A 12544-nucleotide genomic window follows, 5' to 3' on the forward strand; every position below is an offset into this window, starting at 1 on the left:
TTTTGCGGGAATAGCTCAGTTGGTAGAGCACGACCTTGCCAAGGTCGGGGTCGCGAGTTCGAGTCTCGTTTCCCGCTCCATATTCAACAAAAACGCCGATCAGCAATGATCGGCGTTTTTGTTTGCGCTGATTTTAATCAGCCGGGTCAGGAACACACCCAGGCCCACCGTGACCGCCGACATGACAGCCAGCAGTGTGACCGTTGTTTGGGCGCCGACCAACGTCAGGAGATAGCCGCAGACCAGCGGTGTGATGGCCTGGCAGTAAAACACCGGCGCCGCCATCTTGCTGGAAATCACCGCATAGTCTTTTACCGGCACGATCGCCAGGGGCAGGGTGCTTCGCACGATGGCGCGAAGGCCATTGCCGGCGCCGTATAGCACCAGGCCAAATGCCGTGAGGCTGGGCACGAAAGCCAGGATCAGGATACCGGCAGCCGTCGTGGCGACGCTGATCAGCATGGTCCAGACCGGGTGTTTGTCCCGAGTCAGCAGGTCGATCAGCCGGCACGCCACCGATGCCGGGCCGATGATTGCACTGAGTGCGATGGCAGCCGCCAGGGAATGGCCCCGCGCCTGGAGCAGCACAATGACGATCACCGAAATCGCTGTCATCAGCATCGCAGACAGTGAAAACAAGGTTGTCATCATCCAATAGATTTTCGGCGCGATGGATACCGTGCCCGCAGTGTGCGTGTTGGCGGGGCGCGCCAGCGCTGGCTGCTTTGGCAGGCACAGCCGATAGATCGGGAAAACCCCGAGCAGCAACACCACGCCATAGAGCCAACACGTGCCCCGCCAGCCCAGGGTGTGCACGGCAATCGCCAGCAGTGGCCAGATCAGCGTGGTGCAAAAGCCGGAAATCAGCGTCACACCGGTAATCATCGGGCGGGCCTTCATGCCATAAATCGCCCCCAGCGTCGCAAAGAGCGCGTCGTACAGGCCCGCCGCCATCCCTACGCCAGTCAACACCCAGGCACACAAGAATATCGGCAGTGATTGCGCACTGGCCATCATCCAAAGCCCTGCCGCCATCAGCGCGCCGCTGCTGGCCAACACCGGCCGGCCGCCGTAGCGGCTGATCAAGCGCCCGCACAATGGCGAGGCGATGCCCGCCGCAAGCAAACCAATGGACGCCGCGCCCAGCACCCATTCCCGCGACCAGCCGGTTTCTTCTGCAATCGGGGCGGCGAGTACGGCCAGCAGGTAAAATGAGCCGCCCCAGGACACAATCTGCAACAGGCCCAGCCACACCGTTTTGCCGATCGATAACCGCTCTGCGTCGAGAGTGCTGCTCACAGTGATTCCTTTGCGTGGGGCGCCAGGGGGCAGTGGCTAGGCGTGTGCTTTATGGGGAATGGGCTCGGCGATGGTCAGCAACAGCACGAAGCTGGTGAAGGAGCCAACGGCGAGGAAAATGAACACATAGTTCCAACCCAGGCTGTCGAGCAGCAGGCCGGTCAAGAACGGCGTGGCAGCCGCGCCCAGTTGCCCGACCATGTTCACGATGGCATTGGCGATAGGGAAGCTGGCCTTGGACGCCAGCCCCATCGGGTAGGACATATAAGATGAAAAGCCCAGGCTCAGCACCACGCCGGTCAACATCAGCAGCAGCCCATAGGCGATTGGCTCTGCCGGTGAGTTGATCAGCAGGTACATCATCAGCGAAGTGCCCAGGGCTGACAGCAGCATGCCGGGTTTGCGCCGCCCACCCAGGAAACGGTCTGAACAGTAGCCGCCCAGCAGGTTGCCCAGCACCGCGCCGACCCAGGGCGCCGCAGAAACCAGGCCCATGTTCATGATCGAGAAGTGTTTGACCGTGATCAGGTAAGTGGGGATCCACGTCAGCAGCACGCTGGACACGCCCAACTGGAAGCAGTAACTGGTCGCACAGCCCCAGATATTCCACGATTTGAACACCTGGCGGCTCGAGGTGAGCGCAGGTTCAGCACGGCGTTTGATCAGCACATCGAGCCGGTTCAGCCAGCCCGCCACAGGTTGGGCGGCCACGGATGCAGTGGCTTGCGCCGGGTCGGGCTGATCAAGAATGTAATCAAGCTCGGCCTTATTGACGAAGCGACTCTTCGAGGGGTGATCGGCGACCAGCAAGTACCAGGCGATCGACAGCAGGATGCCGGGAATGGCGAAGAAGATGAAAATCTCGCGCCAGCCCCAGATCGAAATGATGATTGCGCACAGGGGCGGGACGATGACCGGGCCAAACTTCACCGCCGACAAGAAGATGCCCGAGGCAATGCCTTTCTCTTTGGCAGGGAACCAGTTGTTGATGGTGGCCGTCATGCTGATCGGCAATGGGCCTTCTGCCAGCCCCAGGCCAAAACGATAGATTTTCAGCATCAGCAGTGAGCCTGCGGTGCCGACCAGCCCGGTCAGCACCGAGGTCAGGATCATGGCCGACGGCAGGATTTTGCTCACGCCGATGCGGGCAAAGGCAAAACCTGCAGGAATTTGCGCCAAGGCATAAGCGAGCAGGAACAGGCTCATCAGGCCGCCTGCCTCCGCGTTGCTCATGTCGAACTCTTGGCGAATGAACGGCATCGCCACACCAAGGTTGGCGCGGTCGGCCGCCGCAATGGTGTAGATGACGAAAATCAAACCGGCGACCGCCCAGCGATAGCGGCTGCGTGCGACTGGCTGCGCAGACTCTGAATTAGCCATGGTGCGACCTTATTGTTGTTGGTATTCGGGCTTAATTTAGAGCGGGCACACAGTCAAAAAAAAGCGACAAAAACTCACCCGGTTCCATCGCTTTTAGTGGTTTTAAAGGTATTTCAACCAGTGAAAATCTCAAACTTGTAGGTCTTGTTGTTAAGTGAGTAGGAATAGTCTGTAGTTAATGGTGGGTGGGTGTGTACATGTCCTGCTGTCTTTACTCTGGCCAGCCCCGTGTGCCTGTTCACTTCAGAGAACTGCCCAGATGTTCCAACTCGATTTTTATTCAACCCTGGTCGCCGCCTCTCTGGTGCTGCTGTTGGGGCGCTGGCTGGTCGCCCGCATCGGTTTTTTACGCACCTACAGCATTCCGGAACCAGTGGTCGGCGGCTTGTTGGTGGCGGCACTGCTGCTATCGCTGCGCGTATTGACGGACATCGAAGTTCGATTCGACGCCTCATTGCAAGCGCCCTTGATGCTGGCGTTCTTTGCCACCATCGGCCTGAATGCGGATTTTGCCAGCCTGAAGAAAGGCGGGCGCATCCTCGGCATCTTCCTGCTGGTCGTGACGGCCCTGCTGGTGGTGCAAAACGCCATGGGCATTGCCTTGGCCAAGGCGCTGGGGCTCGACCCGTTGATGGGACTGCTGGCAGGTTCCGTCACCTTGTCCGGCGGGCACGGCACCGGCGCTGCCTGGGGCGCGGTGTTCAGTGAAAAATATGGTGTGGCGTCGGCGTCCGAACTGGCGATTGCCTCGGCGACCTTCGGCTTGGTGCTGGGTGGGCTGATAGGTGGCCCGGTTGCCCGCTTGCTGATCAAGCGTGTGCAGGTGCCCGGCGTCGAGCTGGCGCAGCCGCCCCAGCCCAAAGGTTTTGAGCAGCCCAACCAGGAACGCGTGATCACCTCGTTTTCATTTATCGAGACGCTGGCATTGTTGGCGGTCAGTTTGCAGGTCGGCACCTTCCTGTATGGCTTTATTAAAGGTACGGCGTTCGAATTACCGACATTTGTATGCGTGCTGTTTGTGGGCGTGGTGTTGCGCAACGGCTTGTCGGCGCTGGGCTGGCATCAAGTGTTTGAGCGTGAAGTGTCGCTGCTGGGCAATGTCAGCTTGTCGTTGTTCCTGGCGATTGCGCTGATGTCGCTCAAGCTTTGGGATCTGGCGGCGCTGGCTTTACCGATCGTGATCCTGTTGGCGGCCCAGGCATTGCTGATGGCCCTGTTCGCGATCTTCGTGACGTTCCGGGTCATGGGCCGCAACTACGACGCGGCCGTGCTGGCGGCGGGGCATTGCGGTTTTGGCTTGGGTGCCACGCCGACCGCCATTGCCAATATGCAGGCGGTCACGCAGCGCTTCGGGCCATCGCCGATTGCGTTCCTGGTGGTGCCGATGGTGGGGGCGTTTTTTATCGACATTACCAATGCGGTGGTGATCAAGCTGTACCTGGCGCTGCCGTTTCTGGGGGCGGCGGGTTGAGGGTACCTTCGAATGGTCGCCAAGCTGCTCCGTCCTGACGGATCAGTACAGCGTCGTGGCTCATGTAAAGGTCGATTACCTGCTCTATTTGCACGTGGCGAAGCTTGAAGTTATGCGTGGGGGTGATTATCGCGCCATGTTTGTACAGCGTGTAAAAATGCACCTCACCCGAGAGTCGCAATCCGGCCTCTTGCTGCGCAACTTCGAAAGCTTCATTCGGTAATTGCACCTGAAAAAACGACAGCAGAGGCCAGCGTTTTCTCTGTTCTTTGTCTGACCCGGCACCTACGGCCTCATAAGCGTGACGCATCCCCAGCACTCTCTGGTGGTACTGCGCGGTACTGGTCTGCCCGGTGATGGCCAGCGACAGTTGACCCTCCAATGCGGCCTGGGTGTAGTCGCTGTATTCATAAGCACGGTACTGCACCACTGTGCGCCCCTGGGATTCAATCAAAGTGGGACCGGCGCGACCATCCCAGGCGGGGCTGTCGCCCAGGCCGATTTCGCTGTCTGTCAGCGGAATGACCGTGGCGGAAACATTGCGCGGTTCAAAGCTGCGGGTGGAGTCCGGCGCCACCCCCGGCCAGTACGAGCCGAGTGCCGCACAGATGCGTGCATCCTCAGTAAACGGGCTGGCTAACTGATAACCGCACAGCATGTTCGTAAACGGAGCGTCTACCAGGCCCCGGCCCACTTCCCAGCCCGGGCCAAAGACCCCGCTGGCGAAATCCGGCAACCAGGATTGCCGTTGAGCACGCTGCACAGGCAGGGCCAAGCCGGGGGTTGTGGAAAACTGTGGGTGGGAGACGATGGCAGTGACGCCTCGGTCTTCAGGGGCGAAGAACCCACCGGCCAGGGCTTGATTGATATAAAAACGCACGTCGGACAGTGGGTTCACCCGCGTATGCCAAACCTCTGGACAGGGCGGCGCAGGGCAAGGGAAAACGCCTGGGTTACTGGACCATCGCTTGAGTTCCCGCTGCCCGCATAACGGAAAAAAATCCGGCGCACCGATGATGGAGTAGGCGGCGATGCTCGCCAGTTCCAGGGCAGGGCAGTGGGCACGTACCCAGCCATCGGCCATGGCATCCTGATAATGCAGGGCTCGGTAGCCGCCCGCCTTGACGATGGCGTCGACATCCTCACGCTGGTTGAGGTCTTCGATCGAACCGTCGTCGCGCAAATGATGGCGCCCATGCACCAACCCGCCGGTATTTGGCGGCATCATGAACGACAGCGGACGGTCTTGGTAATAGGCCAGTTCCACCAGCGCTTTTTTGGCGTCGGGCATCAACAGCCCCGGCGCGAACTCATCGGTATTCGCCCAATGGCACAAGCCCTCGGTGATGACGAAAGGCGCGTTGAGAATGTCAGGCTCTTGCCAGCCGGTTTCAGGAAAGCGCCGATGGATCTGTGCGATTTTTTCATTGATCTGATGGTTTTTCAGCTGCACGGTCAGGTCCATCCCGGCCAGGCACTCGTTGCCATCGAACACTTTGTGCAGGGGCACCCAGAACTCCAGATCCACATCGATAGGTTGAGCATCCATTGGGCCAAACCGCGTCGGTTGGCCGGTGTGCCGGGCAGCGATGAACGCGCCGTAGCGCGCCGGTATAACCCGCATCTGATTCGGCTGGCCTTCGACAAAGGGCAAAAAGCCTCGTTGCTGCGGGTTATACAACGCATTCGCTGTGCCGACCCGGGCCACCCCGGTGCGTGAGAAACACAGGTCTGCCTGGCGGCTGTGCACGGTTTCGGCGTAGGGCCGGTATTCATAGGCAAACACTGCAATCGCCAGTGGCGCCTCACCGGCCCGTTGCTGCAAAGCCGCCAGGGTCGGGGGAGTGGCGCCGTAGACATAATTGAGGATGTGCTCGATTTCAGCGGCTGTGGGGAAGGCCGTGAGCGTTTCACCGTTGACCCCGGTGACCACATTGGGCGAGGCGAATGCATGAAACAGCAGGCTGTCGGCCGGGCGCCCAGGCTCTATGCCGCGTGTGGCATCGGCGGAAAAATCCTCAAAGCCTGCCTGGGTGCGATCAATCTGCAGAGGCCTGGCGAGTTCTTCACGCAGGCTTGTGGAGGTGATGTCCAGGCCGTGATGCATCAGCAGGTCACGCCATCCTGCCGGGGCCAGACGTGTGCAAGCGTGTTCGACATCGCTGATCAAGGGCATCACGACTCCTCCGATAGAAATCAAGGGAAAGAGTACGTAAAGGTGTAAAACGCGGTAACTGACCGAACGGCTAGGCTGCCGTTGAGGGCTTCCAGGCAGGGTGGGTGGTCGTTCGTCTAATTGAGGGTGTAAACGTCCTGTTTGGGCATGAAAAAACGCGAAAACAGTTCGGACTGCGACTTGATGTTGAGCTTGTTGTAAATGTTGCGCCGGTGCACCTTGATGGTTTCGGTCGACAGCGCCAGTTTGCCGGCGATCTCTTTATTGGAGAAACCACTGAGCAACAACTTGAGCACGTCCTTCTCGCGCGTGGTGATCTGCGTGCCCAGCTGAACAATCGCTTCAGACCAGGGCGGCGGCTCACTGAGGTGTTTTTCTTCATCCACTTCAAAGCACATGCGTTGATGCATCAATGCCATGACCCACGGCTTGATGATATCCAGCGTGGTGATCTGCTCCGGGGTGTAGCGCGTATTACTGCCAAATGAAATACACAGGGTTCGATCCGCATCGAGCTGGACGTTGTATTGCACCTCATCGACGGACACGTACCGGGCGAAATACTGATGGTAATACTCGGTGGTCAGGAAGTGCTCGGGAGCAATGTCTGACAGATGGAAAAAACCGCTCTGCGGGTTTTCACGGTTGGCAATGTAAAACGGGTCCAGCAGATAAAGGCCTTTTACATACAGTTGCGTCAGGGCATCCACTTCGTCGGCATCCGCTACCTCGGTCACGCTGACGACATTGACTTGCTGGTTGCTGAACACCAGGACCACCCAATTGTCGATCTGCACATACTCATTCAACACGCGAACCAGCGAGCTCCAGAAGGCTGGGCGGTTCAGCTCCATGATCAGCTTGCCGGCCGACCGGTGCCAGGCGAGGTTGTGAAGGTCGAGTGACATGGACTACCCCTTTAGGGTTAGGGATTCAGGGGGCTGAGCTAAGTATTTGTAGGTATTTACTATTCGACGACGCCGGGTATATTCACCCACCAGCGTTGATGGCCATGAGGGCCTGTCGTTTTTGACAAGGATAGTTATATGAATAAATCACATTTGCGAGCCCTTTTTTTAGCCTCGCTTGTCTGTGCGGGGGCCAGCACGCCCGCAGCGGCGGCAGAACCCCGAGTTAACCTGTACAACTGGTTCGGGTTGATCGCGCCAGAAACGCCAAAGGAATTCGAGCAAAAAACCGGCACCAAGATGCACATCGATACCTTCGACAGTGCCGAGGTCATGCAAAGCAAGGCCATGGCCGGGCGCACCGGGTATGACGTCGTTGTCGCCACCTCCAACGTGTTGCCAAGCCTGATCCAGGCGGGTGTGCTGGCCCCGCTCGATCGCAGCCAACTGAGCAACTATGCGCATATCGACCCGGAAATGCTGGCCTTGCTCGCCACCAATGACCCGGGTAACAAATACGCCATTCCTTACCTGTGGGGCACTACCGGCATCGGCTACGACGTGGATAAGGTCAAGGCCGCACTGGGTGATAACGCCCCGGTGGACAGCTGGGACTTGATCTTCAAAGAAGAGAACATCAGCAAGCTCAAGTCCTGCGGTGTGGCGATGCTCGACTCGCCGAGCGAAATCATCTCCATCGCCTTGCATTACCTCGGCCTGCCGAGCAACAGCCAGAACCCTGAGGACTACCAGAAGGCCCAGGCGCTGCTGCTTAAAATCCGCCCTTACGTGCTCTACTTCGACTCCTCCCGAACCGACGCCGACTTTGCCGATGGCAATATCTGTGTGGTCGTGGGCTGGGCGAGCGGGGCACTGACGGCCCAGGCCATCAATGAGAAAAACCGCACTGGCCGCAAGATTGCCTACAGCTTGCCGCGCGAGGGCGGGCTGGTGTGGTCGGAAAACTTTGTGTTGCTCAAGGATGCACCCAACGCCAAGGCCGGCTTGGCGTTTATCAATTACATGCTTGAGCCCAAGGTGATTGCCAAGAGCTCCAACCACACGCTGTACCCGAATGCCAACAAGGACGCCACCGCGCTGGTTGAGCAGACGTTGCGTGATAACCCGTGGATTTACCCGTCCAAAGAAACCATCGCCACGCTGGTGCCGCTTGAGCCGTTGCCGTTGAAACTCGAGCGTATCCGCACGCGGGTGTGGACCAAGGTCAAGAGCGGTACGTGACGGCCTGAGCAAGGCCCTGGAGCTTTCGCAGAGATCCCAGAGAGGGAGATAAATCATGGCCCGACGTGATGACCCGTGCGATGTGAAATCGGACGACTACCAGGCGTACAAGGAGATTGAGGAACAGATCGGTCACTGTACGCCGGAGCAAGCCTGGGCCATGTATTACGTCTCGACCGGGATGGTGCGTGAACACGTTACGCGGGCGGTCATGGAGCATATCGGCAGGGGCAACCGGGCGCTGCTGATGGAGTTTCCCGAGTTGGCGCGGGTGCAAGAGCGGTCTCGTTTGATGCTGCCTCTTTGAGTAACACTGCGTTTGGATCAGCACCTGCTTTTCTGTGGGAGCTGGCTTGCCTGCGATAGCCTCAACCGGATGCCACTGATAAACCGAGGTGTTCGCATCGCAGGCAAGCCAGCTCCCACATTTGACCACGGGTGGTTTCAGTGATCAGGTCGGCTTTCAACCGCTCTTCATGGCCCGCGCCAAGCGCAGCGTACCTTGGTGAATCTCATCCCGATTGAGCGAGGCAAACCCCAGGCGCAACGCATTCTCCGCCAAGCCCTCGGGCGAAAACTGACGCGCACTGCGCACCACAACCCCCTGGCCCAGGGCATTCTCCACTAACCGGTCAACATCGGTCTCATCCTGGAAACGCACCCAGAGCGCCAGCCCGCCCTCGGGCGTGCGCACCTGGATACGCTCGCCGAACGCCTCGTGCAGGCAGCTCTGCAACACTTCCCGGCGTGCGGCGTATTCTTTCGAAACACGGCGCAAGTGCTTCTTCAATTCACCCTCATTGATCAGGTCCGCCAACATTTTCTGCGCGACGGCATCGGTGTCGCCCACTACCAGTGCGGCGCTTTTTTGCAGCACTTCAATCACATGGGCAGGTGCCACCACATAGCTGCAGCGAAACGTCGATCCCAATGCCTTGGAGAGCGAGCCGATATAGATCACATGGCGTTGCGTCGTATCACTGGCCAGTGGCAGGTAGGGCCGCCCGTTGAAGTGATACTCGTGGTCGTAGTCTTCTTCGATCACGCAAAAATCATGCAGCGCCGCCAAGGCCAGCAGCTGTTGCCGACGTGCCGCGTGCAGGCTCACGGTGGTGGGAAATTGATGGTGCGGGGTGAGATAGATCAGGCGCACCTTATGCGCTTGGCAGAGCTGCTCGATATGGTCGGTGCGGCAGCCTTCATCGTCCATGTCGACGGTGATCAAGCGCGCGCCGAGCTTGCGGAAAATCTCCCACGCCGGTGGGTAACTCAGGCGCTCCACCAACACCACGTCACCCGGTTGGATCAGCAAGCTGGCGGTGAGGTACAGCGACACCTGGGTGCCTGGCGTGAGGCAGATATTCTCGGCGCTGATCATCAGCCCGCGATTGTTGCGCAGCATATCGGCCAGCGCGCAGCGCAGGTAATAGCCGGTGCCTTCGCTGCCGTAGCGCACCGTATTGGTGGTAAAGCTGCTGCGCAGGGCGTTGCGGTAGTAGCGATGCAGTACGGCTTGCGGCAGCAAGCGGTGATCGCAGGCGCCGTTATCGAAAAACAGCGCGTCATGCCGATGCTCCAGGGCAATCGCCTGGGCGTTCTGGGTGAAGTAGGGCACGATCGCCTGCGGCATCAGCGCGGGGGCGAAAGACGCCTGCGAGCGAGTGGGCGCGGGCTTGGGCGTCAGTTGCGCATTGACGAAGGTGCCACGGCGCGGCTCGCTGATCAGCCAGCCTTTGGTCATGGCCTCCTCGTAGGCCAGGATCACGGTCTTGCGGTTGACGTCGAGCAGCTGCGCCATCTCCCGTGTGCCCGGCAGCAGCGCGCCGGGCGGCAACCGCCCTTCGAGGATAGCCGCGACGAGGCCTTCGGCAATCTTGCGATAGGACGCTTGGCTGGAACCCTCGTCAAGCTTGAGCAAAGGACGCCATTTACGCATCTGGACCATCTGAAGTATCCAAAACTGGAGGTTTTAATGGGCCTAGTCTAGCGCAACAATCAGGGCCTCACTCACTCCGAGGTCTTTATGAACGCGCGCCATGTAATCGAACTCTCTCCCTCGGGGAAAACCTTTGAAGCCGGTGACGAGCTGTTGCTGGACGCCATGCTCGCCAGTGGCTTGTCGGTGCCGTTTTCGTGCCGACGCGGTGCCTGTGGCTCGTGCAAGGTGGTGGTCACCCAAGGCGAATACCGCGCCAAGCAACTGGCTCCAGGCGCACCTGCGCCCAGCTATCCGTTGGCCGCCAATGAGATGCTGCTGTGCCAAAGCCACGCCTGCGCCGACATGCGCCTGGAAATTCCTGGCTGGTCGCTGGACACGCCCGCACTGGTCGTCGAGTCGACGGTGCTGAGCAAGCGCGCACTGAGCCCTGACATCGTCGAGTTGGTGGTGATGCCGGATATGCCGTTGGCCGTACGGGCGGGCCAGTACCTCAAGGTCCGCCTGGTCGATGGCGATTCGCGCTGTTTCTCGATCGCCAACCTGCCGGCCGATGGCGATGGGCGCCTGATGTTTCAGATCCGCCGGGTGAGCGGCGGGCTTTTTTCCGAAACCCTGCTGGGCAGCCTGGAGGCCGGCGATCTGTTGCAACTGGAAGGGCCTTTTGGTGCCTGCACCTGGCAGGACGATGATGCGGCGCCGGTCGTGCTGTTCGCCACCGGCACCGGCTACGCGGGTATCAAGCCGATCCTGCTGACCGCCTTGAAGCGCGATCTGGAGGTGACGTTTTACTGGGGCGGCGCGCAGGCCACCGATTTTTACGACCGCGCATTCCTCGACCAGGCCGTCATCGAGCACCCGCGTTTTCACTGGCACCCGGTATTGGCCTCCCAGGGCAAGGTGCAGGAAGTCGCGCTAAGCCACGGGCACCGCTGGGAAGCGGCGCAGGTGTATGCCTGCGGTAACGGCGGCATGATCAGCCAGACGCGTGCCGAGTGCCTGGAAGCGGGTTTACCCAGCCATCGATTTATCGCCGAAGCCTTTGTACCCAGCGGCCAGTCGAGCGCCGACACGCTGCTCAAGACCCTGGATGACACCTGGGAAAAGGTCGGCCCGAGGTATTCGCTGGATGGCATGCTCGCCGCCCGTGAAAAAACCATCCGCGCCCTGGCGGCGATTGCCAGCCACCTTAAAGTCGGCATGACCACCGGGGCAGCCCTCGACATGGCCGCCGAGCAATTGCAGACCATGGGCGCCTCCCACACCTGGCACCCGACGTACATCCGGTTTGGCGACGACACGGTTCGCCCACCGAGAGAGGGCATTGACCCACTGCGTACGCTGCGCGCCACCGATATCGTGGTGGTCGACCTCGGCCCGGTGTGGGACGGCTACGAGGGCGACTATGGCGACACCTTCGTCTTTGGCGAGTCAGCGCTGCACCGCGATTGCTTCAAGGCCGTGCATGAAGTCTTTGATGAAACCCGCGAGGCGTGGAAGGGTGGTATGACCGGCTGTGAACTCTATGACTTTGCCGAGGCGTGCGCCGTTTCCAAGGGCTGGCGTCTGTCCCGTAACCTGGCAGGCCACCGTATTGCGGATTTCCCCCACGCACTGTTCGGCAACACGGAATTGGCCGCGCTTGAGATCACGCCAAGTGAAATGGTGTGGGTGCTGGAGATCCAGCTCTGCCACCCCACCGAGCCGGTTGGCGGGTTCTTTGAAGATATCCTGATGCTGGAGGCTTGAAGGGCTGAGGCACTCCAGGTGTTATGCAGGAGGTTTGCCGAGTTTCCCTGAACTATATGGGCGCAGTCGGCTCATACAGCCATTGCCAATCAAGGCAATTATTTCTATGCGATAGGGACATCTCCGGTGAAATATGCAATTTGCGCCACCTTGCTGCTGTCACTGAGCGGCTGCCTGACCATGTCGGGTGAATACACCGTGACGGCTCAGGACGCCTCCGGCGCCCCGTTAACCAGGCTCGGCACCTTCACCGCCGAGGGCCATAACATTTACCCCATACGCAATGCGTTCTGCCTGAATGCGCCGGGGGCGACGGTCATCATTCGCGATGCCCGCACCGGCGAGGAACTGCGCAGCGAAAGCCCTTATCACTGCCGTTAAGC

10 protein-coding genes and 1 tRNA gene are annotated in these 12544 nt (G+C 59.8%); 6 read left to right on the forward strand and 5 right to left on the reverse strand.

Annotation, left to right across the window (positions count from 1 at the left end; all coding sequences use genetic code 11):
* The first annotated feature begins 4 nt into the window (after window positions 1–4).
* Window positions 5–80 (forward strand) — tRNA-Gly (locus K0H48_RS15780).
* A 19-nt stretch (window positions 81–99) separates the two neighbouring features.
* Here the strand turns inward: K0H48_RS15780 and K0H48_RS15785 are convergent.
* Window positions 100–1299, reverse strand: a complete 1200-nt coding sequence (locus K0H48_RS15785) for an MFS transporter (RefSeq protein WP_368862149.1) — start codon at window positions 1297–1299, stop codon at window positions 100–102.
* Window positions 1300–1335: 36 nt separating this feature from the next.
* Window positions 1336–2679, reverse strand: a complete 1344-nt coding sequence (locus tag K0H48_RS15790) for an MFS transporter (protein WP_219268167.1) — start codon at window positions 2677–2679, stop codon at window positions 1336–1338.
* A gap of 259 nt (window positions 2680–2938) precedes the next feature.
* Between K0H48_RS15790 and gltS the strand changes: the two genes are divergently transcribed.
* Window positions 2939–4150 carry a sodium/glutamate symporter gene (gene gltS / locus K0H48_RS15795; RefSeq protein WP_219268168.1) on the forward strand — a complete coding sequence of 404 codons (1212 nt, stop codon included), beginning with the start codon at window positions 2939–2941 and terminating at the stop codon, window positions 4148–4150.
* Here gltS and K0H48_RS15800 read toward each other — a convergent pair.
* Both K0H48_RS15800 and K0H48_RS15805 read right to left on the reverse strand, forming a co-directional pair.
* Complete coding sequence (locus K0H48_RS15800; RefSeq protein WP_219268169.1) at window positions 4107–6326, reverse strand: hypothetical protein; 2220 nt, start codon at window positions 6324–6326, stop codon at window positions 4107–4109. The two genes, gltS and K0H48_RS15800, sit on opposite strands and share 44 nt — an antisense overlap.
* Window positions 6327–6442: 116 nt before the next feature.
* Window positions 6443–7234 (reverse strand): response regulator transcription factor, encoded by a 792-nt coding sequence (locus K0H48_RS15805; protein ID WP_219268170.1) that lies wholly within the window; start codon window positions 7232–7234, stop codon window positions 6443–6445.
* Window positions 7235–7372: 138 nt separating this feature from the next.
* Between K0H48_RS15805 and K0H48_RS15810 the strand changes: the two genes are divergently transcribed.
* Complete coding sequence (locus K0H48_RS15810) at window positions 7373–8476, forward strand: polyamine ABC transporter substrate-binding protein (protein ID WP_219268171.1); 1104 nt, start codon at window positions 7373–7375, stop codon at window positions 8474–8476.
* Window positions 8477–8531: 55 nt separating this feature from the next.
* Window positions 8532–8783 carry a hypothetical protein gene (locus K0H48_RS15815; RefSeq protein ID WP_219268172.1) on the forward strand — a complete coding sequence of 84 codons (252 nt, stop codon included), beginning with the start codon at window positions 8532–8534 and terminating at the stop codon, window positions 8781–8783.
* 156 nt (window positions 8784–8939) lie between these two features.
* Here the strand turns inward: K0H48_RS15815 and K0H48_RS15820 are convergent, their stop codons facing one another.
* Window positions 8940–10421: a PLP-dependent aminotransferase family protein gene (locus tag K0H48_RS15820; protein WP_219268173.1), complete on the reverse strand. Its 1482-nt coding sequence runs from the start codon at window positions 10419–10421 to the stop codon at window positions 8940–8942.
* Between the two features lie 78 nt (window positions 10422–10499).
* Here K0H48_RS15820 and K0H48_RS15825 point away from each other — a divergent pair, with 78 nt between their 5' ends.
* Window positions 10500–12161: an NAD(P)H dependent flavin oxidoreductase family protein gene (locus K0H48_RS15825; protein WP_219268174.1), complete on the forward strand. Its 1662-nt coding sequence runs from the start codon at window positions 10500–10502 to the stop codon at window positions 12159–12161.
* A 126-nt stretch (window positions 12162–12287) separates the two neighbouring features.
* Window positions 12288–12542, forward strand: coding sequence for a hypothetical protein (locus tag K0H48_RS15830; RefSeq protein WP_017136409.1), 255 nt, complete (start codon window positions 12288–12290; stop codon window positions 12540–12542).
* The last annotated feature ends 2 nt before the right edge of the window (window positions 12543–12544 follow it).

Source organism: Pseudomonas sp. Xaverov 259, from assembly GCF_019352915.1.
Taxonomy (GTDB): domain Bacteria; phylum Pseudomonadota; class Gammaproteobacteria; order Pseudomonadales; family Pseudomonadaceae; genus Aquipseudomonas.

Excerpts from the sequence above, each read along its gene's own strand:
- K0H48_RS15810 (WP_219268171.1), top strand. The coding sequence starts at position 7,373 with ATGAATAAATCACATTTGCGAGCCCTTTTTTTAGCCTCGCTTGTCTGT.
- K0H48_RS15790 (WP_219268167.1), bottom strand. The coding sequence starts at position 2,679 with ATGGCTAATTCAGAGTCTGCGCAGCCAGTCGCACGCAGCCGCTATCGC.
- K0H48_RS15800 (WP_219268169.1), bottom strand. The coding sequence starts at position 6,326 with ATGCCCTTGATCAGCGATGTCGAACACGCTTGCACACGTCTGGCCCCG.
- K0H48_RS15820 (WP_219268173.1), bottom strand. The coding sequence starts at position 10,421 with ATGGTCCAGATGCGTAAATGGCGTCCTTTGCTCAAGCTTGACGAGGGT.
- K0H48_RS15805 (WP_219268170.1), bottom strand. The coding sequence starts at position 7,234 with ATGTCACTCGACCTTCACAACCTCGCCTGGCACCGGTCGGCCGGCAAG.
- gltS (WP_219268168.1), top strand. The coding sequence starts at position 2,939 with ATGTTCCAACTCGATTTTTATTCAACCCTGGTCGCCGCCTCTCTGGTG.
- K0H48_RS15815 (WP_219268172.1), top strand. The coding sequence starts at position 8,532 with ATGGCCCGACGTGATGACCCGTGCGATGTGAAATCGGACGACTACCAG.
- K0H48_RS15825 (WP_219268174.1), top strand. The coding sequence starts at position 10,500 with ATGAACGCGCGCCATGTAATCGAACTCTCTCCCTCGGGGAAAACCTTT.